This window comes from Winogradskyella helgolandensis, from assembly GCF_013404085.1.
Classification (GTDB): domain Bacteria; phylum Bacteroidota; class Bacteroidia; order Flavobacteriales; family Flavobacteriaceae; genus Winogradskyella; species Winogradskyella helgolandensis.
On sequence record NZ_JABFHO010000001.1, the window covers coordinates 1,373,301 to 1,398,930 of the forward strand.

General features: G+C 33.6%; 18 protein-coding genes. 14 read left to right on the forward strand and 4 right to left on the reverse strand.

The genetic code is table 11. The annotated features are described in order from the left end of the window. Positions 1 to 20: 20 nt before the first annotated feature. The 14 genes from HM992_RS05640 to HM992_RS05705 all read left to right on the forward strand — a co-directional run bounded on the left by HM992_RS05640 (position 21) and on the right by HM992_RS05705 (position 22,331). Positions 21 to 1,817 carry a cytochrome c oxidase subunit I gene (locus HM992_RS05640; protein ID WP_178985985.1) on the forward strand — a complete coding sequence of 599 codons (1,797 nt, stop codon included), beginning with the start codon at positions 21 to 23 and terminating at the stop codon, positions 1,815 to 1,817. 174 nt (positions 1,818 to 1,991) lie between these two features. Beyond that, entirely contained in the window at positions 1,992 to 3,014 is a 1,023-nt protein-coding gene (gene ruvB / locus HM992_RS05645; protein ID WP_179319009.1) for a Holliday junction branch migration DNA helicase RuvB, read from the forward strand. Between the two features lie 63 nt (positions 3,015 to 3,077). Then, entirely contained in the window at positions 3,078 to 4,409 is a 1,332-nt protein-coding gene (locus HM992_RS05650; RefSeq protein WP_179319010.1) for a cytochrome P450, read from the forward strand. 32 nt (positions 4,410 to 4,441) lie between these two features. Continuing rightward, the gene (gene queG / locus HM992_RS05655) at positions 4,442 to 5,338 is read left to right on the forward strand and encodes a tRNA epoxyqueuosine(34) reductase QueG (RefSeq protein WP_179319011.1); all 897 of its coding nucleotides are present in this window, start codon (positions 4,442 to 4,444) and stop codon (positions 5,336 to 5,338) included. Between the two features lie 5 nt (positions 5,339 to 5,343). Then, positions 5,344 to 5,742: a TlpA family protein disulfide reductase gene (locus HM992_RS05660; RefSeq protein WP_179319012.1), complete on the forward strand. Its 399-nt coding sequence runs from the start codon at positions 5,344 to 5,346 to the stop codon at positions 5,740 to 5,742. A 120-nt stretch (positions 5,743 to 5,862) separates the two neighbouring features. Continuing rightward, positions 5,863 to 7,065: a sensor histidine kinase gene (locus tag HM992_RS05665; protein WP_179319013.1), complete on the forward strand. Its 1,203-nt coding sequence runs from the start codon at positions 5,863 to 5,865 to the stop codon at positions 7,063 to 7,065. A gap of 199 nt (positions 7,066 to 7,264) precedes the next feature. Beyond that, positions 7,265 to 9,541 (forward strand): NADP-dependent malic enzyme, encoded by a 2,277-nt coding sequence (locus HM992_RS05670; RefSeq protein ID WP_179319014.1) that lies wholly within the window; start codon positions 7,265 to 7,267, stop codon positions 9,539 to 9,541. Positions 9,542 to 9,695: 154 nt separating this feature from the next. Continuing rightward, the gene (gene ruvA, locus HM992_RS05675) at positions 9,696 to 10,277 is read left to right on the forward strand and encodes a Holliday junction branch migration protein RuvA (RefSeq protein WP_179319015.1); all 582 of its coding nucleotides are present in this window, start codon (positions 9,696 to 9,698) and stop codon (positions 10,275 to 10,277) included. Next, positions 10,277 to 17,590, forward strand: a complete 7,314-nt coding sequence (gene sov / locus HM992_RS05680; RefSeq protein WP_179319016.1) for a T9SS outer membrane translocon Sov/SprA — start codon at positions 10,277 to 10,279, stop codon at positions 17,588 to 17,590. The genes ruvA and sov overlap by 1 nt, the downstream gene beginning before the upstream one ends. Before the next feature lie 59 nt (positions 17,591 to 17,649). Next, on the forward strand, positions 17,650 to 18,030 hold the full coding sequence (gene gcvH, locus HM992_RS05685) for a glycine cleavage system protein GcvH (protein ID WP_178985977.1): 381 nt from the start codon (positions 17,650 to 17,652) through the stop codon (positions 18,028 to 18,030). A 4-nt stretch (positions 18,031 to 18,034) separates the two neighbouring features. Further along, complete coding sequence (locus HM992_RS05690) at positions 18,035 to 18,385, forward strand: VanZ family protein (RefSeq protein ID WP_179319017.1); 351 nt, start codon at positions 18,035 to 18,037, stop codon at positions 18,383 to 18,385. 66 nt (positions 18,386 to 18,451) lie between these two features. Beyond that, positions 18,452 to 19,180: an energy transducer TonB gene (locus tag HM992_RS05695; protein WP_178985975.1), complete on the forward strand. Its 729-nt coding sequence runs from the start codon at positions 18,452 to 18,454 to the stop codon at positions 19,178 to 19,180. Between the two features lie 118 nt (positions 19,181 to 19,298). After that, positions 19,299 to 20,096, forward strand: a complete 798-nt coding sequence (locus HM992_RS05700; protein ID WP_178985974.1) for an energy transducer TonB — start codon at positions 19,299 to 19,301, stop codon at positions 20,094 to 20,096. A 126-nt stretch (positions 20,097 to 20,222) separates the two neighbouring features. Next, the gene (locus HM992_RS05705; RefSeq protein ID WP_179319018.1) at positions 20,223 to 22,331 is read left to right on the forward strand and encodes a gliding motility protein RemB; all 2,109 of its coding nucleotides are present in this window, start codon (positions 20,223 to 20,225) and stop codon (positions 22,329 to 22,331) included. Between the two features lie 70 nt (positions 22,332 to 22,401). Here the strand turns inward: HM992_RS05705 and HM992_RS05710 are convergent, their stop codons facing one another. The 4 genes from HM992_RS05710 to HM992_RS05725 all read right to left on the reverse strand — a co-directional run bounded on the left by HM992_RS05710 (position 22,402) and on the right by HM992_RS05725 (position 25,627). Then, positions 22,402 to 22,680: a PLDc N-terminal domain-containing protein gene (locus HM992_RS05710; RefSeq protein ID WP_179319019.1), complete on the reverse strand. Its 279-nt coding sequence runs from the start codon at positions 22,678 to 22,680 to the stop codon at positions 22,402 to 22,404. 10 nt (positions 22,681 to 22,690) lie between these two features. Next, on the reverse strand, positions 22,691 to 23,254 hold the full coding sequence (locus HM992_RS05715) for a helix-turn-helix domain-containing protein (RefSeq protein ID WP_179319020.1): 564 nt from the start codon (positions 23,252 to 23,254) through the stop codon (positions 22,691 to 22,693). 927 nt (positions 23,255 to 24,181) lie between these two features. Further along, positions 24,182 to 24,736, reverse strand: coding sequence for a hypothetical protein (locus tag HM992_RS05720; protein WP_179319021.1), 555 nt, complete (start codon positions 24,734 to 24,736; stop codon positions 24,182 to 24,184). A gap of 72 nt (positions 24,737 to 24,808) precedes the next feature. Next, positions 24,809 to 25,627, reverse strand: a complete 819-nt coding sequence (locus HM992_RS05725) for a hypothetical protein (RefSeq protein ID WP_179319022.1) — start codon at positions 25,625 to 25,627, stop codon at positions 24,809 to 24,811. Positions 25,628 to 25,630: the final 3 nt, after the last annotated feature.

Below are 25,630 nucleotides of genomic sequence, written 5' to 3' on the forward strand. Positions count from 1 at the left end.
AAGAAAAAGATAAACAGATTATGTCAGCAACAGTAGATACACACGGTCACGACGATGACCACGACGTACATCATCACAAAGAAACATTTGTAACTAAGTACATCTTTAGTATTGATCATAAAATGATTGCTAAACAGTATTTAATTACTGGTACGATAATGGGTGTTATTGGTGTTTTAATGTCTATTATGTTTCGTATGCAAATTGCTTGGCCAGAAGAGCCAAATGTATTATTTGAAGCGTTATTAGGTAAATGGGCTCCTGATGGAGTTATGGATGCGGATGTTTATTTGGCATTGGTAACAATACATGGTACCATTATGGTATTCTTTGTATTAACAGCTGGTTTAAGTGGTACGTTTAGTAACCTATTAATACCGTTGCAAATTGGAGCGCGAGATATGGCGTCTGGTTTTCTTAACATGGTGTCTTATTGGTTGTTCTTCTTATCATGTGTTATCATGCTAAGTTCTTTATTTGTAGAAGCTGGTCCAGCTGCTGCAGGTTGGACAATTTATCCTCCATTATCGGCATTGCCTATGGCTTCTGGTGGTTCTGGTTTGGGTATGACGCTATGGCTTATATCGATGGCTATTTTTATTGCCTCGTCGTTGTTAGGATCATTAAATTATATTGTTACAGTCATTAACCTTCGTACAAAAGGAATGTCTATGACAAGATTACCTTTAACAATTTGGGCGTTCTTTGTTACAGCTGTTATTGGTGTTGTTTCATTCCCAGTTTTACTTTCTGCGGCACTACTATTAATAATGGATAGAAGTTTTGGAACTTCATTCTTCTTATCAGATATATTTATACAAGGTGAAGTGTTACATTATCAAGGTGGTTCTCCAGTATTGTTTGAGCATTTATTTTGGTTCTTAGGACACCCTGAGGTATATATCGTTATTCTTCCAGCAATGGGATTAGTGTCTGAAATTATGGCATCAAGTTCTCGTAAGCCTATATTTGGGTATCGTGCTATGATTACATCAATTTTAGCAATTGCATTTTTGTCAACAATAGTTTGGGGTCACCATATGTTTGTTTCAGGTATGAATCCTTTCTTAGGTTCTGTATTTACATTTACAACATTATTGATTGCTATTCCTTCTGCAGTAAAAGCGTTTAACTGGATTACGACACTGTGGAAAGGGAATCTACAAATGAATCCAGCCATGCTGTTTAGTATTGGATTTGTTTCAACATTTATAACTGGTGGGTTAACAGGGATTATTCTAGGTGATAGCGCATTAGATATTAACGTACACGATACGTATTTTGTTATTGCTCACTTTCACTTAGTAATGGGTATTTCTGCTCTTTATGGAATGTTTGCAGGTATCTATCATTGGTATCCAAAAATGTTTGGTCGTATGTTAAACAAAAATCTAGGATATCTACACTTTTGGATAACGGCAGTTTGTGCTTATGGAGTATTCTTCCCAATGCACTTTATTGGAATGGCAGGTTTACCAAGACGTTATTATACTAATTCTAGTTTCCCATTATTTGATGATTTAGCAAATACTAATGTCATCATTACCATTTTTGCTATAATTGGTGGTCTTGCACAAATTATTTATTTATATAACTTCTTTACTAGTATGTTCTATGGTAAAAAAGCGGTGCAAAATCCATGGAGATCTACAACTTTAGAATGGACAACACCAGTAGAACATGTTCATGGAAACTGGCCAGGAGCTATTCCTCATGTTTACCGTTGGTCTTATGATTATAGTAAACCAGGACATGATGTAGATTTTGTACCTCAGAATGTTCCTTTAATGGAAGGGGAAGAGGAATTACAACATTAGTAAATTCCTGCGAAGTCAGGATTCTCATAATAAATTAAAAAAGACCTTTGGAAAGCTTATAGTTTCCAAAGGTCTTTTTCTTTATATTTGTTTAACACATTTGATTATTCTGAACATGGTTCAGAATCTTTTTTTATAACCTAAATGAGATTCCCACTGTCGTGGGAACTAAAGATGAACGAAAATCTAAATCCAAACACCGATAATTTCAGTCCAGAAGAACTAGATGTTGAAAAGAAATTAAGACCCTTAACGTTTGAAGACTTTACTGGTCAGGATCAGGTTTTGGAAAATTTATTGGTTTTTGTGCAAGCTGCAAATCTCAGAGAAGAAGCATTAGATCACACCTTATTTCATGGTCCTCCAGGACTTGGAAAAACGACTTTAGCTCATATTTTAGCCAACGAGTTAGATGTTGGTATTAAAGTAACGTCAGGACCTGTTTTAGACAAGCCAGGAGACTTAGCAGGTTTATTAACAAACCTTGATGAGCGTGATGTGCTTTTTATTGATGAAATCCATAGGTTGAGTCCAATTGTAGAAGAATATTTGTATTCTGCTATGGAAGATTATAAAATTGATATCATGATTGAATCTGGTCCAAATGCCAGAACCGTCCAATTGAGTTTAAATCCATTTACCTTAATAGGAGCAACTACACGTTCTGGGTTATTGACTGCTCCAATGCGTGCTAGGTTTGGAATTCAAAGTAGACTTCAATATTATAATACCGAATTACTAACCACAATTGTTCAGCGTAGTGCTACAATCTTAAATATGCCAATTTCTATGGAAGCCGCTATAGAAATCGCTGGTAGAAGTAGAGGTACACCTCGTATTGCCAATGCATTATTAAGACGTGTTAGAGATTTTGCTCAAATAAAAGGCAATGGAAAAATTGATATCGCCATTGCAAAATTTGCTTTAAAAGCATTGAATGTTGATGCTTATGGATTGGATGAAATGGATAACAAGATTCTAACGACCATAATCGATAAATTTAAAGGTGGACCAGTTGGTATTAGCACTATTGCCACGGCAGTTAGCGAAAGTACAGAAACCATTGAGGAAGTGTATGAACCATTCCTAATTCAACAAGGCTTTATAATGCGAACACCTCGTGGGCGTGAAGTCACGGAACAGGCATATAAACATTTGGGTAAAATAAAAGGACCGACGCAAGGAGGATTGTTTTAAAATCGTATAGATTTTTAGGCGCTAACTTGTTTTAAACTTAATTTAAATACCATTAATTATATATTGAAATCAGAAAGCAACATACCTACGGTTCCTTTAAGTCGATTTTTTAAACACTCTTTAGAGATTCTTAAAAACCCACTGCCTTTTCATCATCAAAATTTTGAAGCGCAAGGTGATGTTTTTAGATTAAAGATCGGATTTAAAAATAGTGTTGTCTTTGTTAGAGATGCGGCCTTTGCAGAATATGTACTTCAGAAGAATCAGAAAAATTATACCAAATCTAAAATCCAAACAGAAGATTTAGTAAAATATGTTGGTACCGGATTGTTAACTGCAGAAGGAGAGCATTGGAAGAAACAACGCAAACTCATTCAACCAGCCTTTCATAAAAAACAATTAGCAAATCTTTTAGATAGTATTAAAAATGCTATTCTTTCCGAATATAGCAAGATTACTACGAATGCTACTATAGACATATTTCCAATTCTTAATGACTTGGCATTTCAAGCCGTTGTAAAATCATTGTTTAGTAGTGCGGCTAACCAAGACGATATTAATCGGTTGCAATATATTACAGAAGCTGCACAAAAAATGTTAGTTAAAGAGTTACGCCAACCGTATTTGGGATGGTGGTTTAATGTGAGTGGAGAAATTCAAAAACACATTGATTTAACCGGCGAGGCACGACAAATACTAAAACGTATTGTCAACGAACGAAGAGCTTCTGAAGTAAAGGAAAATGATTTATTAGACATGCTGTTAGAGGCGAGATATGACGATGGTAATCCAATGGAAGAAGAGCAGCTCATTGATGAAATCTTAATTTTGTTTACGGCAGGTCATGAAACCACGTCTAACGCGCTCACTTTTATAACACAACTCTTAGCATTACATCCTGAGTGGCAAGAAAAAATACTAAAAGAACGGGATACAATTCTTTCAAATAGCGATGATTTAATGGACTTGGTAACCCAATCTAAAATTTGTCAGCAAGTTATAGAAGAAGGCATGCGATTGTATCCACCAGTATACTTTATAGACCGTGTAAATAAAGAAACAGATACTTTTAATGATTTGCATATAGAAGCTGGATGTAATCTTTTATTCTCGGTTTATGAAATGCATCGTCATCCTAAATTATGGGAACAACCCGATGCCTTTTTACCTGAACGTTTTAGTGAAGGTGGTCGTAAATTTTCATCTCACTATTTTCCTTTTGGAGCAGGTCCACGGAAATGTATTGGAAATAATTTTGCCATGTTCGAAATGATTATTGCGGTTTCAGAATTAGTGTCTAGTTTTAAAATAATTCCAGAGTTTGATGCTATTGATATCACACCATTAATTACCCTAAAGCCTAAAAATGCTTTTTTAAAGTTTGAAAAACGATAGTAGTGTTACACCATAAAGCTAAATACAGTGAGATGATTAAAGCCGAAGCCAAACGCCTCGGTTTTTTGTCTTGTGGCATTAGTAAGGCTGAATTCCTAGAAACCGAAGCTCCACGACTAGAAGCATGGTTAAATAAGAATATGAATGGTGAAATGCGTTATATGGAAAATCATTTCGATAAACGTTTAGATCCAACATTACTTGTTGAAGGTTCAAAAAGTGTGGTATCTTTACTGTTGAATTATTATCCGTCAGAAACTCAAACGGACGATTCTTATAAGCTTTCCAAATATGCTTACGGAAACGATTATCATCATGTCATAAAACACAAGCTAAAGTCATTATTGTATTTTATTCAAGATGAAATAGGAGAGGTTGGCGGACGTGCTTTTGTTGATTCCGCACCAGTTTTAGATAAAGCTTGGGCTGCAAAGTCGGGTTTGGGTTGGATAGGTAAACATTCAAATTTATTAACCCAACAAGTAGGTTCTTTTTATTTTATAGCCGAACTCATCATAGATTTAGAATTAGAATACGACCACATAACAACAGATCATTGTGGTACTTGTACTAAATGCATTGATGCTTGCCCAACCGAAGCCATTACAGAACCTTATGTCGTTGATGGTAGTAAATGTATTTCCTACTTCACTATAGAGCTTAAAGAAAATCTACCCTCAGAATTTAAAGGCAAATTTGATGACTGGATGTTTGGCTGTGATATTTGCCAAGATGTTTGTCCATGGAACAAGTTTTCAAAACCACATAATGAACCGTTATTTAATCCGCATCCTGAATTATTAGACATGACCAAAAAGGATTGGGAGGACATTACAGAAGATACCTTTAAAAAAGTGTTTCAGAAATCGGCTGTTAAACGGACGAAGTTTTCTGGTTTAGAGCGGAATATCAAGTTTTTGAAGGATTAGAATTTTTGGACTATCTTTTTAAAAGGTCTTTAAAACGGGTAAGAGTTCTTGATTTTTGGGCAAGTTGGTGCAGACCTTGCATTGATGAGATAAAAAAAGAAAAGGATTTTAAGGATAAATTAGCCATTGAAAAAAACGTAGAATGGATTTACCTCTCAATTGATAAAGATGTAGAGCGTTGGAAAAAACCGTCAAGCGAATTAAGCGAGTTTTTAAATGTAAGAAATCAATATTTAATATTAGGAGGAAAGAACACCTCTTTAGGTAAAGCCCTAAAAGTTGAATTTATACCACGATATGTCATTTTCAATACAAAAAATGACATTGTTTTAGATAATGCACCACGTCCTTCTGACACCCTCAACTTTAAAAAAATCATTCATGATATTAGTTTAAGAAGGTAAATTTTAACAAGTTAAAATAGTGAATTTGTGTTTTAACAAGGTTTTAAATAATAATTTATGAAAATTGTATAACATGTGCTTAAGAGTAATGTTTAACTTTGGACATTATAAATATTTATTATGATCGCCCCAAAGCCACACATAAATGAAGTACAACGCTTAAAGAATTTAGAATCCTATGACATCTTAGATACCATTCAAGAAATTGATTACGATAATATTACAGCCATTGCAGCAGAAATTTGCAATACTCCCATTGCACTCATTAGCCTTTTAGATGATAAACGACAATGGTTTAAATCGCATTATGGAACAGATGAAAGCGAGACACCTAAGGAGTATGCGTTTTGCGCTCATGCTATAAATGATGAACGCAACATATTTATTATTCAAGATGCTAGAACAGATGAGCGTTTTAAGAATAATCCATTAGTGACAGGAGATCCTAAAATTGTATTTTATGCAGGCGTTCCGCTTACTAGTGAAAATGGACTTCCGTTAGGGACCTTATGCGTTTTGGATGATAAGCCAAATTTACTGAGTCAGAGTCAACTAAAATCTTTGTCTGCACTCTCAAATCAGGTAATGAATTTATTAGAACTTCGCAAAAGCAAGTCGTTGTTAGACGTTGCATTAAAAGATTTAGAAGAAAAAAATAAAGAATTAGAGCGATTTGCATATATCGCTGCACACGATCTTAAATCTCCATTGATAAATATTGCTAGTTTAGCAGAATTATTCTTAGAAGACTATAAATTACAGATCGACCATGATGGTGTTGAATTGTTAGAAATGATAATTAAATCTTCAGACAACCTTAAAGAATTAATCAATGGACTTCTAGATTATAGTAGAAGTGACACCTTTTTAAAGCAAAAGAAAACCTACATTAATTTAGAAAAATTAAAATCAGAAATCGAAGGTCTATTTAATTTCGATCATAATCTTAAACTGGTTTTAAATTCATCTTTAACTCAAATAGAAACCAACAAAACAGTAGTCCACCATATTTTAATGAATTTGGTGTCTAATGCTATAAAATATAATGATAAGCCTCATGTTGAAATAGAATTCGGCGTATCTGAAACTCAAACGCATTATGAGTTTTTTGTAAAGGATAATGGGCCCGGAATTGCCACCAAAAATCACAATAAAATATTTAATATTTTTGAAAAAGTGGCTAAACAAGATAGATTTGGTCGTGTAGGAAATGGTATTGGTTTGGCGACAGTGAAAAAAATTGTTGAAAAGTCTGATGGCAAAATTACAATAGAATCTGAGTTTAACCATGGAGCTAAGTTCATTTTTACTTTGAAAAAATAAGTATCCCTACGTTTAAACAGATACGATAAAATAAGTGACTGTTACTTAATAGAAATTAAAAATCAACTCTAACAATTCTGATAAACAGAAGAATAAAAAACTAATCTAAGTTTAAATAGGAATTAGTATTATTTTTCAAAAGATGAGCTATTTCATTGTAAGGATTGTTAAATTTGAATATCCTAAAGATTAATCCAAAATGAGCAAACAAAGCAAACGTTTAGAAGCATTAGTATATCATGCTAAGCCAACTCCAGGTAAAATAAAAGTGGTACCAACTAAGAAATATGCGACACAACGCGATTTATCTTTAGCGTATTCTCCAGGTGTAGCAGAGCCGTGTTTAGAAATAGCTAAAGATGTAGAAAATGTCTATAAATACACAGCAAAAGGAAATCTTGTTGCCGTAATCTCCAACGGAACAGCAGTTTTAGGATTGGGAAATATTGGACCAGAAGCTTCTAAACCAGTGATGGAAGGAAAAGGTTTACTTTTTAAAATATTTGCCGATATTGACGTGTTTGATATTGAAGTTGATACCGAAGATATCGAAGCTTTTATAGCCACAGTAAAAAATATAGCACCAACATTTGGAGGGATTAACTTAGAAGATATAAAAGCACCTGAAGCTTTTGAAATAGAGCGTCGCTTAAAGGAAGAATTAGATATTCCTGTAATGCACGATGATCAGCATGGCACAGCAATAATTTCTGCAGCCGCTTTAATAAATGCCTTAGAAATAGCAGAAAAGAATATTGAAGATGTTAAAATAGTCGTTAGTGGAGCTGGAGCAGCTGCAATTTCTTGTACACGATTATATCAAGCCTGTGGTGCGATCCGTGAGAATATTGTAATGTTAGATAGCAAAGGTGTGATTAGAACGGATAGAGATAATTTAACGTCTCAAAAAGCTGAGTTCGCAACCGATCGTAAAATAAATACTTTAAGTGAAGCGATGGAGAATGCGGACGTATTCATAGGCTTATCGCAACCTAATATTGTTACGCCAGATATGCTTATATCAATGTCGGAAAATCCTATTGTGTTTGCCATGGCAAATCCTGTGGCCGAAATAGATTATCAACTCGCTAAGGACACTAGAGATGATGTTATAATGGCAACAGGTCGCAGTGATTATCCTAATCAAGTAAATAATGTGCTTGGATTTCCATTTATTTTTAGAGGAGCCTTAGATGTAAGAGCCACTAAAATTAATGAAGCTATGAAAATGGCAGCCGTTAAAGCCTTGTCTAATTTGGCTAAAGAATCGGTACCTGAACAAGTAAATATTGCTTATGCAGAAACAAAATTAACCTTCGGAAGAGATTATATCATTCCAAAACCTTTTGATCCTAGACTTATCGCAGTGGTGCCACCAGCTGTAGCCAAAGCTGCAATGGAAAGCGGTGTTGCTAAAGAACCAATTGAAGATTGGGAACGGTATAAAATTTCATTATTAGAACGTTTAGGTTCAGACAATAAGCTAGTTCGTATGTTATTGGGTAGAGCGAAAACGAATCCTAAACGTGTGGTTTTTGCAGAAGCAGATCAATTAGATGTTTTAAAAGCAGCTCAGATTGCTTACGAAGAAGGTATTGCGCATCCTATTCTTTTAGGAAGAAAGGAAACCATTTTGGAGTTGATGAAAGAAATTGAATTTGATGCGGATGTTCCAATTATAGATCCTAAATCGGATGAAGAGACCGAGCGTAAAAACCTCTATGCAAAAGCGTACTGGAAAAAACGAAAACGTCAAGGCGTTACCATCTATTCTTCTGAGAAAAAAATGCGCGAGCGTAATTATTTTGCTGCCATGATGGTAAATGAAGGAGATGCTGATGCGCTTGTTACAGGTTATTCTCGTAATTACCCGTCTGTTGTTAGACCTATGTTAGAGCTAATTGGGATGGTAGATGGAGTTACTAGAGTGGCAACTACTAACGTAATGATGACACAAAGAGGACCAATGTTTTTAAGTGATACCTCTATAAATATAGATCCTTCAGCTAAAGATTTGGCTAAAATTGCACGAATGACATCGCGTGTATCAAAAATGTTCGGAATAGAGGCCGTAACCGCTATGATTTCGTATTCTAACTTTGGGTCTTCAGAGAATCCAAGAGCAGAAAAAGTAAGAGAAGCTGTAGCTTATTTGCATAAAGCCTATCCTGAAATGGTGGTTGATGGTGAAATTCAAAGTGATTTTGCTTTAAACCCAAAACTACTTCAAGATATATTTCCGTTTTCAAAATTAGCAGGTCGTAAAGTAAACACGCTTATTTTTCCAAATTTAGATGCGGCAAATATTACGTATAAATTACTCAAGGAACTCAATCATGCTGAATCTATTGGTCCAATTATGATGGGAATGCGCAAACCTGTTCATATTTTACAATTAGGGGCTAGTGTAGACGAAATGGTAAATATGACCGCAATTGCTGTTGTTGATGCCCAAGAACGAGATAGAAGACGTTAGGTATTAATTTAAAATTTAGGTTCACATCACTCATTTGAATAATGTGTAAATTCTTGAAAACAAGATATAATCATATCTAGTGTTCATAGTATGCCGTGATGTGTTCTAATGAAAATAATTTTATTACATTTGGTTTTTCAACATTTCGTTATAAATGATTACACACATAGAGGGTAAACTTGTAGAAAAAAATCCGACAGACGTTGTTATAGATTGCAATGGTGTCGGCTATTTTATTAATATATCATTACATACGTATTCTCAGATTCCAGATAAAGAACACTTGAGACTTTATACGTATCTTCAAGTACGAGAAGATTCACATAGTTTATACGGGTTTTCTTCTAACGTTGAACGCGAAATTTTTAAATTATTAATTTCTGTCAGTGGTATCGGCACAAATACAGCACGTACAATGCTGTCGTCACTATCTCCGGATCAAGTAAAAGAAGGTATTGCTGGTGGAGATGTCGCATTAATTCAGAGTGTAAAAGGCATTGGTTTAAAAACGGCACAACGTGTAATAATTGATTTAAAGGATAAAGTGTTAAAAGTCTATGGACTAGACGAACTTTCTACAATACCAAACAATACACACAAAGAAGAAGCGTTATCTGCTTTAGATGTTTTAGGATTTAATAAAAAACAATCCGAAAAAGTTGTCGATAAAATTTTACAAGCCCAACCAGATGCCCAAGTGGAGCAAATTATTAAAGAAGCTCTAAAAAACTTATAATGCAATTGAATAGACCTCTACATAAGCAAAACTTATCCTATAGATATTTCTGCATATTAGCTTTTACCATGCTAATTGGGAATGCTGCTTTTGCTCAAGAAACTGAAACCGAACAAGATTCTACAAAAACCACGTTTGCATTTGGGAAATTGAACATGCCAAATCCAAATAGTATTGTATCAAAATATACTTACGATCCTATTCTAGACCGCTATGTCTATTCTGAAAAAATTGGAAATTTCAATATCAATTACCCTTTAATTTTAACTCCAGACGAATTCCAAGAACTGGTACTTCAAGAAAAGTTAAAAGCGTATTATAAGAAAATGGCTGATGCTCAAGCTGGACAAAAAGAGGGTTCAGAGGAAGATCAGAAAAATTTATTACCAGAGTTTTATGTAAATTCAGGCTTATTTGAAACCATATTTGGCGGCAACACCATAAATGTTATACCACAAGGTTCTGTAGAGGTAGATTTAGGTATTCTTTTTTCAAAACAAGATAATCCGTCGTTTTCTCCGCAAAATAGAACGAATTTCACTTTTGACTTTGATCAGAGAATTAGTTTAAGTTTATTGGGTAAAGTGGGAACACGACTTCAAGTTACTGCAAATTATGATACCGAAGCTACCTTTGATTTTCAGCAAGTTGTAAAATTAGAATATACTCCAACCGAAGACGATATTATCCGGAAGATTGAAGTTGGTAATGTAAGTATGCCACTTAACAGTTCTTTGATTACAGGTGCGCAAAGTCTTTTTGGTGTAAAAACAGAATTACAATTTGGTAAAACTAGAGTTACAGCGGTGTTTTCAGAACAACAGTCGCAGTCTAAATCAGTCGTAGCAGAAGGAGGAGGAACCGTTGAAGAGTTCGAGTTTTATGCTCAAGATTATGATGAAAACAGACATTTCTTTTTAGCACAATATTTTCAAGAAACCTATGATAAAGCTTTACAACAATATCCGTTTATTGATAACCAAGGTTTGCAGATCACTAGAGCAGAAGTTTGGGTAACAAATAGAACTAACGAAACCGAGAATGTTAGAAATATCGTGGCATTTCAAGATTTAGGAGAGTCTACTGCAGACAATATTGGTATTGATCCTATACCTGCTGGTTTTATTAATAACTTGGGTGCAAAACCAAGTAATGAAAATAATGATTTCGATCCAACTAATATTGGAGGAGCAGGTTCCTTATTAACAGAATCGGTTAGAAACATTACAAATATACAAGGTGGTGTAAATGTTAGCATTCAAGAAGGTTTTGATTATGGAAAACTTGAATCTGCTAGCAAATTAATTGAAGGGCAGGATTATGTTTTAAATGCCGATTTAGGTTATATATCATTAAGTCAGCGTTTGTTAAATGATGAAGTTTTAGCTGTAGCGTTTCAATATACGTTAGGAGGACAAGTATTTCAGGTAGGGGAATTTGCTAATGATGGTGTAGATGCCACAACAGTAGATAACACTTCAGGAACTGATGTGGTGAGTAATCAAAGCTTAATCGTAAAAATGCTGAAAAGTGCTGTAACGTCTGTAGATCAGCCTATTTGGGATTTAATGATGAAGAATATTTATGATACAGGTGCTTATCAACTGAATCAAGAGGATTTTACATTAAATATATTTTATACTGAATCTTCTGCATTAAACTATATTACTCCAGTAACGGTTGGTGGAGTTGAAGTTGAATTTCCTACGTTTGATAATAATACACCCAATGTTACTAGTGATGATTCTGAAATTCGTGAAACCCCTTTAATACGACTTTTTCATTTAGATAAGTTAAATTATAATGGAGATGCTCAAACGCAAGGGGATGGTTTCTTTGATTATGTTGAAGGCGTTACAATCTTGTCGCAAAACGGAAAAATCATTTTTACAAAATCTGAACCTTTCGGACGTTATTTATTTGATGTTTTAGATAATGACGGCAACTCAAATAACAACGCTACTGATTATGATGACATAACAGACACTCAAGCGGGTTATAATGAAAATCAAAAAAAATATGTTTACGATATACTTTATAAATCCACAAAAACAGCTGCTTTAGATGAAGCAGAGAAAAATAAGTTTCAAATAAAAGGACGTTATACAAGTAGTGGAAGTGATAGTGGAATTTCAATAGGAGCATTTAATGTGCCTAGAGGTTCTGTTACTGTTACGGCGGGTGGACGAACACTTGTAGAAGGAGTAGATTATACTGTGAATTATCAATTAGGGCGTGTAGAAATTTTAGACGAAGCTTTAAAAGCATCAAACACTCCAATAAATATTTCTGTAGAAAATAATGCCGTTTTTGGTCAACAAACAAAACGATTTACAGGGATTAATGTAGAACATCAATTCAATGATAATTTTGTTTTAGGAACCACATTATTAAATCTTAATGAACGCCCAATCACCCAAAAAGCCAATTATAACTCTGAACCTATAAATAATACCATTTTTGGTTTTAATGGGAACTACTCAACAGAAGTTCCGTTTTTAACAAGAATGGTTAATAAATTACCTAATATCGATACCGATGTACCCTCTAGCCTTTCTTTAAGAGGTGAGTTTGCATACTTATTACCTGGTGCTTCAAGTGGAGCTGATTTTGATGATGAAGCTACAGCATATATTGACGATTTTGAAGGCACACAAGGCTCTATTAATTTGCTGAGTCCTACATCATGGACTCTAGCTAGTCGTCCATTAAATTTGCCAAGCAACATTCCAGGCAACGACGTTAATGGAATAGAAAACGGTTTTGGTAGAGCCCTTTTAAATTGGTATACTATCGATCCTATTTTTTATAGTACGCAACGACCAGATGGTATCACTGATGATGATGTTTCAGACTTATATACACGTCGTGTTTTTATAGAAGAGATTTTTGACCAAGATATTGTTCAAGGACAAACCTCTGTTATAAACACGTTAGATTTAGCTTATTATCCAACGGAACGTGGTCCGTATAACTTTGACCCAACGGCAGCAAATGGTGCAGCGTTAAACCCTTCTAATAGTTGGGGTGGTATTACAAGACAAATTACATCTACTGATTTTGAACAAGCCAATGTAGAATATATTGAATTTTGGGTTCAAGATCCTTTTCTAGATAATCCATCAAATCCTGGAGGTAAATTATATATTAACCTAGGTAATATTTCAGAAGATATTTTAAAAGATGGCAAAAAACAATTTGAAAATGGTTTACCAGAAGATGGTGATGTTTCAATTTTAGGACGAACCGAATTTGGAAGTGTTGTACCACAAAACCAATCTTTGGTTTATACGTTTGGAACTACAGGTACAGAACGTACCAATCAAGATGTAGGATTTGATGGTTTTGATGATTCAGAAGAGCTTGCAGAATTTGGGGCAGAATTTGGGCCAGATCCATCCAATGATAACTACGTGTATTACTTAAATACGGACGGTGATATTTATAACCGTTATAAAAAGTACAACAGTACACAAGGGAATTCTCCAGAAACCTTTACAGATACCAATAGAGGCTCAACTACGCAACCAGATGTTGAGGATATCAATAGAGATAATACGATGAATACTATAAATAGTTATTATCAGTATGAGGTTGATATTAACAGTTCATCGTTAAACCTAAATAACCCAATAATTAATGATATTAAAGAAGCTTCTGTAACTCTAGAAAATGGGGATACAAGAGAGGTGTCTTGGTATCAATTTAGAATTCCTATTGGAGAAAGTGATATTCGTGAAGCAGTAGGTGGTATTTCAGATATACGATCTATCCGTTTTGCTCGTTTATTTGTGTCAGATTTCACTCAGAATACAGTATTGCGTTTTGCAACGTTAGATTTGGTAAGAAGTGATTGGAGAAAATATTCATTGGATCTAGATAATGACAGTGCCAATGATAGTCCAAATGTAGAGTTTAATGTTGGTGTTGCTGGTGTACAAGATAATCCAGATTACTTACGACCTCCTGGAGTTGAGCAAGAAGAGCTTAATAATAATAACACCATAATAAGACAAAACGAACAATCATTAGTACTTCAAACCTGTGATTTAAGACCTACAGATTCTAAAGGAGTTTATAAAAATATTGATATTGACATGCGTCAGTATAAAAAGCTGCGAATGTTTATTCATGCTGAAGCACAAGCTGGGAACCTTTTAGAGCCAGGGGAAATGGTCGGTTTTATTAGAATGGGTAATGATTTTACTGAAAATTACTATCAAATAGAAGTCCCATTACTGCCATCTAGTGATGCAGAAGGCAGCTTAAGAGAGCAAGTTTGGCCGGAACAGAATGAAATTGAAATGCCATTAGAGTATTTACAAAAGATTAAGGCACTTGGTATTTCTGCAGGAACTTTATCTAATGAAGATGCTACATTTTACAATGTTACTGATGGTGAACTTGATGAGACAGCTCTAGCATCCGGAAATGTATTTTATGATAATATTGAAGGCACTCAAAGCCAACAACGTATCGCAATTAAAGGGAATCCTAATTTTGGAGATATTAGAGTTTTAATGGTTGGTGTAAAAAATACTGGAATAACAGCAATGAATTCCTGTTCTGAAGTATGGTTTAATGAGTTGCGTATGTCTGATATGGATAACGAAGGAGGTTGGGCAGCGGTTTTAAGTATGGATACTAAAATAGCAGACTTTGCAAATATTAGTGCAACAGGTAGCCGTAGTACTATAGGTTTTGGAAGTATTGATCAAGGTCCAAGCGAACGAAGTTTAGAAGATGTGGTACAATACGATGTTGTAACTAATATTCAATTAGGACAGTTATTACCAAAAAAATGGGGTGTTCAACTTCCATTTAACTATGCTCAGAGTGAAGAGCTGATTACTCCTAAGTTCGATCAATATTATAACGACCTTACTTTAGCGTCTAGATTAGATGCAGCCACCTCTAGTACTGAGGAAGACCGCATTCGTGAACAATCTGAAGATTATACCAAACGTCAAAGTATAAATTTTATAGGGGTAAGAAAACAGAAAACAGGTGATGGTAAAAAACACATTTATGATGTAGAAAACCTAACTTTAAATTATTCTGATAATAAGGTTGAACATCGTGATTTTGAAATTGAGAGTTCTTTAAATCAAACGGTTAGGGCAGGAGCTAACTATAACTATGCTTTTGAGCCGTTGAAATATGAGCCTTTTAAAAAGAATGATTCATTATTTACTGGTAAAAATTGGAAAATATTGAAGGATTTTAATCTCAATTTATTGCCATCTAATATTTCTGTAAATACAGATATTAATAGACAATTTACTAAGCAAAAGTTTAGAGAGGTAGACTTAACAGAAGATAATATAGGTCTAGAAGAATTGTTTAGAAGAAATTACACTTTCGATTTTCAATATGCTATAAATTATAATCTTACAGATGCATTAAGCGTAAATTTCTCAGCGGCAAATACGAATATTGTGCGTAATTATTTTATAGATAACCAATTAGATGGATTGCAAGATCCTGAGTTAGATGTTTGGGACGGTTTCTTTGATTTTGGAGATCCTAATTACCAGACTCAACAGATACAGGTTAATTATGAACTGCCAATATATAAAATTCCTATTTTAAGTTTTTTAAGGTCTACTTATGCTTATAGTGGAGCTTTTCAATGGCAAAAGGGTTCAGATTTATATTCAGATTTAGAGGTGCTAGATGAAGATACGGGTCTTTACGAAACGGTGAATTTAGGAAACTCTATTCAGAATTCTAATACACATAATCTAAACTCTTCTCTAAATATGGAAACTTTATACAAAACCTTAGGGTTAGTTAAAAAAGGGCAGACCAAAAGTAAAGGAAGAACTAGAAGTACTGCTGTTAGAAGAAGTACACCAGGTGCAGATGATAAAAAGGATAAGGAAGAGGATGTAAACAAGCCTAGTTCAGGCGAAAAGGCATATAATACATTTATTAATGTTATCACCATGGTGAAACGTATGCAATTTAATTACAACGAAAACAATGGAATCTATCTACCAGGTTATTTGCAAACACCAGGATTTATTGGGACATTAAAACCTACAGTTGGTTTTACTTTTGGAAGTCAGAGTGATATTAGAACTTTGGCGGCTAGAAATGGTTGGTTAACAACCTATGAAGACTTTAATGATCAGTATACAGAGATTACAAATAAATCTTTAGATTATTCTATAAACTTAGAGCCTTTGTCAGATTTGAAAATCGATTTGACAGGAAATAGAATATATGCTGAAACCATTACCGAAAGTTTTAATACGTTGGATATTGATGGCGATGGTTTAAGTGATACATATAACGATTTAATCACTAATTCTTACGGAAACTTTAGCATTTCGACAGCGCTAATTAAAACGGCATTTAGTAAGAGTGACGAAAATCAATCTGTTGCTTTTAATGATTTTAGGGCTAACAGATTAATTGTAGCCAACAGATTGGCAAAAGAATTTTATGGAGATACACCGTATGGTGTAGATGCTGAAGGTTACCCGGAAGGTTTTGGTAAAAATAGCCAACGCGTACTGTTGCCTGCATTTTTATCCGCATACCAAGGAGCTGATCCAGAAAAAGTAAATACCAGTGCCTTCCGAGATGTTCCTATTCCAAATTGGACTTTAAAATATACAGGTTTAATGAAATTGCCTTGGTTTAAGAAAACCTTTAAACGTTTTTCAGTTCAACATGGTTACCGTTCTAATTACACGATAAATCAATTTGTGACTAATTTAGATTACCAAGAATACGATAAAGATTTGGGCTTTATAGCACCTGCTAATGAAAACGCATTAGACCAATCTGGGAATTTTAAAAATGAAACATTGTTCAGTAATATTAACTTAGAAGAGCAGTTTAGTCCTTTAGTGCGTTTAGATTTTGAAATGAAAAACTCGGTTAAAGTATTGGCTGAGGTTAAAACAGATAGAACATTATCCTTAAGTTTTGATAATAATTTAATGACTGAAATTCAAGGTAAAGAATATACACTTGGATTGGGATATCGCTTTAAAGATTTAAGAATTAGATCGCAACTTGCAGGACCAAAGCAAATTATTGTAGCAGATTTAAACATGAGTTTAGATGTTACTGTTAGAGACAATAAAACGATTATCCGATATTTAGATTTAGAGAACAATCAAATTACCGCAGGTCAGACTATTTGGGGACTTGAATACAATGCAGATTATGCCTTTAGTAAAAACTTAACGGCAATTTTCTATTTTGACTATTCCTTCTCTGAATTTGCAATTTCCACGTCATTCCCACAAACATCCGTAAGGTCAGGAATTACATTGCGTTATAATTTTGGGAATTAAGTTTGAATTGAATCTATTAAAAAATTACATTTGCACAAAACAATTTATATCCTATTAAAATGAATGCACCATCAGAATTAAAGTATACTAAAGACCACGAGTGGGTAAAAATTGAAGGAGATACAGCTATTATCGGAATTACAGATTTTGCTCAAGGCGAACTTGGTGATATTGTATATGTAGAAGTAGATACTTTAGATGAAACTTTAGATGCTGAAGAAGTATTTGGTACTGTTGAAGCTGTTAAAACAGTTTCAGATTTAATTTTACCTTTATCTGGTGAAATTGTAGAATTCAACGAAAATTTAGAAGACGAACCAGAAAAGGTGAATTCTGATCCTTATGGTGAGGGTTGGATGATTAAATTAAAGTTTTCAGACGCTTCTCAAATAGAAGGGTTATTATCTTCAGACGCTTATAAAGCACTTATCAGTGGTTAGAAAAATGCTTTTACTAGTGTCAATAGCTTATACGTTGGCACTGGTTATTGCGAGCCTAATTACGTTGCAAGGAGTGCCAAGCATTGGAACTTCATTTGATGATAAAATATTTCATATCGTAGCTTATTCTGGATTAACATTACTGTGGGTATTATATGTTAATCGTGGTCAAAAGAGACGATTACTTTTTATAGTTTGCTTTGCAGCTATTTTTCTCGGTTTTATATTAGAGTTGTTACAGTATTTTGTTAATCCTAATAGAACCTATGATACCTATGATTTAATTGCAAATAGTATTGGTGCTATTTTTGGTACGCTAATTGCGAGTAAAATAAATATAGAAAAATTAAATTAACCTAAAGCCTTGTTTATTTTACTATTATTTAGTTAAATTAGCGAAGTTGTATTAAAAAATCATATTATGGAACCTAAAAAGAATCTGAAATCAGATGTGAGTAGAAACAGTTCGCTGTTTTTTGCTGTTGGTCTTACCCTAATGATGGGTATTACCTACTTGGCAATCAATTATAAAACTTACGATAAAGTTGATGTTATTGCGGACTCGTTGAATCTTGATGATGAATTAGACGAAGAAGTGCCAATTACAGAACAAATTGTAACACCACCACCACCACCACCACCACCACCTGCAGCTCCAGAAATTATTGAGGTTGTTGAAGATGAGGAAGAGGTTGAGGAAACAATTATAGAATCTACAGAAACTGAAATGGAAACAGAAATTGTTGAAGTTGAAGATGTTGTTGTAGAAGAAGTAGAAGAAGATTTAGAGGTACCATTCTCAGTGATTGAAAATGTTGCGGTTTTTCCTGGTTGTGAAAATAAAAAGGGAAATGCAGCTAAAAAAGACTGTATGAACGAAAAGGTTAATAAATTTATCGGTAGAAAATTTAATACAGATTTAGCTGGCGATTTAGGATTACCTCCTGGTAAAAAAAGAATCTTTGTTCAGTTTAAAGTTGATAAATCTGGTAACGTAACAAATATTGTAGCTCGTGGTCCTCATCCAGGGTTAGAGAAAGAAGCAAAACGTGTTATTGGCCAATTGCCTAAAATGCAACCAGGTAAACAAAGAGGGAAATCAGTGGTAATGCCATTCTCAATTCCAATTGTATTCCAAGTACAAGACTAAGGTATAATAATACTATTTTTTATATAAAAATCCCGTTCAAAATTAATTGAGCGGGATTTTCGTTTTGGTATACTTATTGTGACTTTGACATAATATTAACATTTAAATCATAGATATTATGAAAAAATCTAACAAAGACTTCAGTGTCGCTGGTCAGAGCGCTACTGAAGCAAAGAAATCACAAAAGCATGATGCAAATTTACAAAAAAACTCAAGCCTATATTTTCAAATTGGGCTCATTCTTTGTTTATTAGGTACGTATGCACTTTTTGAAATGAAGTTTCAAGAGAAGGTTATTACTTATGATCCTTTAGAAGACAATGAATTGGCAATTATAGATGTTACGCCAACTTTTAGAGCTGAGATTATTCAACCTGAAAAAACGGAGCCTGAAGTAGAAAGGAGCACAAAGTTAATTGATGATTATGAAGCGGTTGATAATGAAAAGGACATTGTAGAAAAGAAACTTATCACTCCAGAAGAGCAGAAACCAGAGACACAACCCTTTGTGCCAAGTAGTTTACCTGAAGAAGTAGATCCTGAAGATGACGATGTTTTTGTGCCCTTCACGTTAATTGAAAAAGTTCCAGTATATCCAGGATGCGAGAAATACACAAATAATGATGAGCGTGGAAAATGTATGTCGGACAAAATCACAAAACTAATTGGTAATAAATTTAATGTAGACATTGGATCTGAATATGGTATTTCGGGAAGACAAAAAATTTCTACACAGTTTACTATTGATAAATTTGGTAATGTTAGCGATATTAAGATTAGAGGACCACATCCTGCTCTGGAAAAAGAAGCGAATCGGGTTATAAATAAAATTCCTAAAATGGAACCAGGCTTACAACGACAAGTTCCTGTAGGTGTTATTTATACCTTACCTATAATTTTTGATGCTAGAAATTAGTCCTACATGTTACTAGTTAAATATATATAACCGTTATTCTTTGAGTAACGGTTTTTTTATACTCCATTTGATTTCAAGGTTACTAAAAAAATTAAGTATCTTTCGCACATTAAAATTTAGTCCTTTATGAAGCGCATTGTGCTATTTGCTATTCTGTTAACGACCAGCTTTGGTTATACACAAACCTTATTGTCTTACGAGAAATCACCTGTTTTTAAGGCATGTGATTCCGTTGCTGTAGAGCAAATGAAATCGTGTTTCAATTTTACGCTAAATACGTTTATTTACGAAAATTTTAAAGTACCTCAAATAGTTACAGACGAGTCTTACGTAGGTGACGTTCAAGTATTGTTTGAAGTTAACAAAGAAGGTGAATTCAAGGCCATCTATACAGATGCGATTTATGAAGAATTAAAAGAAGAAAGCAAACGTGTTTTTGATTCACTTCCAAAAATACAACCTGCTACCTATAATGGTAACCCTACATTTGTTCAATATAGCATTAGTATTGCTATACCTTTAGTAGAACCTGTTGAAAAGACTGAGCTACCAACTGATGAGGTTCAACTCACCGAAAAGGACAGTTTAAATGCGACCTTGTCTAATGAGTTTGATGATATCGCTAAAGGTTTAAAAGCTTACGAAAAATTAGAATATGATAGTGAGCTAAACATACCATTTACACATGCCTATTATGCACATTTTGATGACGAGATGAATGCCATTGGCGCTAATAGTCATACAGCAGCTAAACCTTTTGTATATAGTGATGTGGCAAGGTATTATGATATTAAAGGGGAAAAAGAAAGCCTAGCAAAGGAAACCGACTCTTGGTTGGGTAGAAAAGTTTTTAACGAACATTTGGTAGAAGTCCAAGGCAAAGATTATTGGTTTACCGTAGATCCTATTTTAGATTTACAAGTGGGTAAAGATACAGAAGCTGAATTTAGTTCTACATGGAATAATACACGAGGGATTAATATACAAGCTGGTTTAGGGAAACGTTTTAATCTAACGGCATCTGTTTATGAGAGTCAAGGTCGTTTTGCTGATTATTATAATCAATATGCAGAAAGCTTGAAAGCTTTTGGTCCAGATCCTGCTATTATTCCAGGTCGAGGAATAGGAAAACGTTTCAAAGAGAATTCGTATGATTATCCAGTAGCAGAAGCCTATATGTCCTATACTCCAGCCGATTTTTTAAATATCCAATTTGGACATGGGAAAAATTTTATAGGTGATGGTTACCGTTCCTTATTACAAAGTGATGTGTCAAGCCCCTATCCATATTTAAAGTTGAATGCGACCTTCTGGAAAATAAAATACACCAGTACGTGGATGTGGTTAAAAGATGTGAGACCTGAAGTTGTAGTGGATGATGCTTTTTTAACTAAATATATGGCCAATCATTATTTAAGTTGGAATGTCTCAAAACGCTTAAATATTGGCTTCTTTGAATCTGTAATTTGGTCAGATACCAATGGAAGAGGTTTTGATATTAATTATTTAAATCCAATTGTATTTTTCAGAGCTATAGAGTTTCAAACAGGGCAAGGTGCCGGAAATGCTATTCTTGGTCTATCTTCTAAATACAAGTGGAATAATAAAGTGAATATTTACGGCCAATTTATATTAGATGAGTTTTCATTAAGTGATGTTAAAGCAGGAGAAAAGAGTTGGAAAAATAAATTCGGTTATCAGTTAGGGGCGAAGTATTTTAATGCCTTTGAGGTTGATAATTTATTGCTACAAGCAGAGTATAACAGAGTGAGACCTTATACCTATTCACATAATACGCAAATTCTTAATTATGCTAATTTTAATGAGCCAATGGCACACCTTTGGGGAGCTAATTTTAAAGAATTGGTGTTAATTGGGCGTTACAATTATAAGCGTTGGTTTGCCGATGCAAAATTTATTATTGGTCAACGTGGCTTTGATTACAATACCGATGAGGATAACTTTTCTTATGGAGGCGATATTTATAGAGATTATAATGATCGTAATGCCGATACAGGTATTACCATTGGACAAGGGAATAAAACCAATAGTTTTATGACCGAAATACAAGCGGGTTATCTTTTAAATCCTGCGACCAATTTAAAACTATTTACTAATATTATTTATAGAGATTTTAATCCAGATGCGATAACAGCGTCTACTACGGATTCTAATACGTTTTGGTTTAGTATTGGTGTACGTACAGATTTATTTAACTGGTATAACGATTTTTAGTTGTTAAGTAATCGTTGTTGGTTAGGGTAGTGGTAAACTCTATTTGTTATATACGGATGTTGGTAGCAGTTTATACTCGTTTTCTACCTATAAAATAATAGATTATCGAGCCAATATTAAAAAAGGCAATTAAACCTATTGTCCATAATGTTTTTTGATGTTTGCTTAATCTTGTTGATTTATTTATTTCAATAACTCCAAGGATTAAAAAAATCAAAGTTAAAATAACACCGATAAATAAAAAAGAATTAGCAAAACTCGAATGGTAATTCAATTTTAGAATGCTACCAATTATTGAAAATAATAAAGAGCCTATAAAGCTTGAGTGGATAAATTTTTTATTTTTCATTTATTGAATATTATTTAATGATTTGAATTAATTTAGGATAAGACTTATGAAAGTTGTTATTTCTTATTTCGATTACAGATATGATTGGTATTATGATGTTTAAAAGGTATAATCCTATAAAAATATATCCTAAGAAACTAAATGTTTTATAATGCATTATTTTTGTTAATGCGTATCCAATAACGATTATCGATGTCACAAACGTCCAAATAATTTGAAAATTTAAAAGGTTCGCACCCATATTTTCTAATCCAATAATTTTATCCTTTTTGGTTAACCATAAAATTAATGGTAATATAATGTTACCTATCGGAATAAATAAAAATGTGAGAACTGAAAGATGAAAATATATTAAATAATTTTTATCGATTTGTTTACCATAATCAAGTATATCCTCAGTATTTATTTCTAATACTTTACAAATTAAGTTAAGTGTTTTTCCACGAGGTTCATTTTGGTTAGTTTCTATTCTTTGAATAGTTCTCAGGTTAATTTTTGCTAAATCCGCTAACTCTTCTTGGGAAAGACCTTTCATCTTTCTCGCTTCTTTGATTTTTATACCAATTTCATTCATAGTTTGTCTTTTTATAATATATCACAAATCTAATTCGGAAATGATGTGATTGATAGCGGTTTGATTGCGACATTTTTACGACATTTCTGTCAAATAGCTGGTTTTGTTGGTTTTAATTAGTGCTAACGTACTTGTTGTATGGTTAGATATGTGGTTTAACAACTAAGTTAGCAAACTTTTATGAACCTGTAAAAATTCCGCAGGATTGTTGGTAAGTCGTTAGAGACTAAGTAATTAATTATACACGGCTTAAGGTCACAGGTCTTCATTATTTATCTGTTTAGTCATTTTAATTTTTACTTAATGTCTTCTAATATGCTATAAGCTTGTTTTAAGCTCTCTATAAGCATGCTATAACCACGCTATAACCTGTATTATAATTTTTGTATATTGCTGTATTATAGTCGTTTAGCTTATATGGTGGTTTTATGGCACAACAGACCGGAATTATCTCTTTAGTAGGGAGGCTAAATGGTATTAATTTTTATTATTTGAATGGTAAGCCGATTGCGCGAAAAGCGGGTGGTGGTTTACTAGAAAAGCGATAAAGAATAAGGCTAGTATGCAGGGTGTGCGTGAAAATGCCCATGAGTTTGGGTATTATGCAGCGGTAAATAAAGCGATTAGATCTGCTTTGGCTCCTTTTTATAAGGGCTGCTGACCTATTTTTATAGTCGTTTGATGGGCTTGTTTACACCTATTAAGGCTTTAGATGCGACCGGCAAGCGTGGTAAACGTACTGTTGCAGTTGGGATGGGGCTTACGCAAGGTCTACACTTATTAGAGCAGTTTCGCTATACGCCACAATGCGTTGTACGACAGGTTTTACCTTTTGAGTTTTGTGCTTCTACCACGGATTGGGCTTTGATACTGTCTGATTTTGATAATGAGCAGATTGGCTTTGTGGCAGGTGCTACCCGTATTGCCTTAGTTTGTTTCTTTATAAATTTTGTTAGAGGTAAATCTGTTATCAGAATTCAATTCGTCAATTATTAATTTCAAGAATCTAGTTATTTCATTAAAGATGTCTGTCCAGTTTTCAAAACCTAGATGGAATTCAATAACTATTTGATTGTTCGAATTTTCTTCCTGTGTGTAAAAGCGAGGATTATAATTTTCCGATTCCATAACGTTGTCAAAAATCGATAATGCTTTGTTTTCTAGAAAATGCTTAAAGTTCTTGTTTTTGCATTTAACCTTAAACCTTGTTTTTCTTCTTAAAAAGAAATTTTCAAATGGACTTATACAGTCGATTTCAAATTCTATTGGTCGCGTATAGGTGGATAGCGTTACAATGACTCTAGCGGTTTCAATAAACCCATTTTGGACTACGATTCTTATTTCCGACTCACGATATTCAAATGTGACTATATGATAGGTTTCTGGACTTCTAGAACCGTCAGTAAAGCTCAATTTATAGTCTTCAATGGTATATGTACCATTTTCATCTGAAGCTATTTTTTCTAATTTCGATTCTATCATTTAAGTTAATACGTACCGATCTTTGATTAAGCACTACACCGCAATTATTTTATACGGCGTTGGCCATAGTTTTTATTTCTCGTAATATTCTTTTAAGATTATGTTTTTATCCTTTGTTAATTTTTTCAATTCACTTAAAATATAATATCTGTGCATAAATCCACAGAGTACAACAATTCGTTTACCTTGATTCTGTTCAGAAATTCGCATTATATTTTTTGCCATTGTTTGATTTCTTAAATCCCAAAACTCACTTGCCAACTTAAACCCATCTCGGTAACTTATTTTTTCTCCATTTGGTTTGGTATGAAAACGAGTTTCAAATTCATCTCTTTTACTTGTTATTTTTGTCAACATTTTATATTGATAATATTGTCTTTCTGCGCAAATACTATCGGTTGTGGAATTGTTGAAGTTTTCGGGTGATTTAGAAGCCAATACTATTAACGGTTCGATGAGCGCTTTGTATTTATTGTAAATTTTAGATTCTGAAGTAGATAATAAAGAAGCTTTATTTAAACTGTCTATAAGTTTTGTTGTTAATCCATCTGTAGGTCGTGAGCCAGTATTTATCCTATATTCATTTCTACCTTCAAATTCATATGGTCTCAATTTAGTTGTCGGGTATTTTTCAATATATTTTTCCGATGCCATGCGCTCATTACTATTTGAAACATTTTTGTGTCTAAAATCTGAAGTGAAGAAAGAAGAGTCTAGTTCTTCTAATATAAAATCGGGTTGTATATCTTCTAATATATCAAAGAGGATTTCTGGATTAAAATTAGGCTCTGGTTTATGTAGTGTTCCGATAACAATTATTTCAGTTGTTTTTTCTTTTTTACAAGATAGAATTATTGTTAAAGTCAGTAATATTAGTATTGTTCTATTCATTTT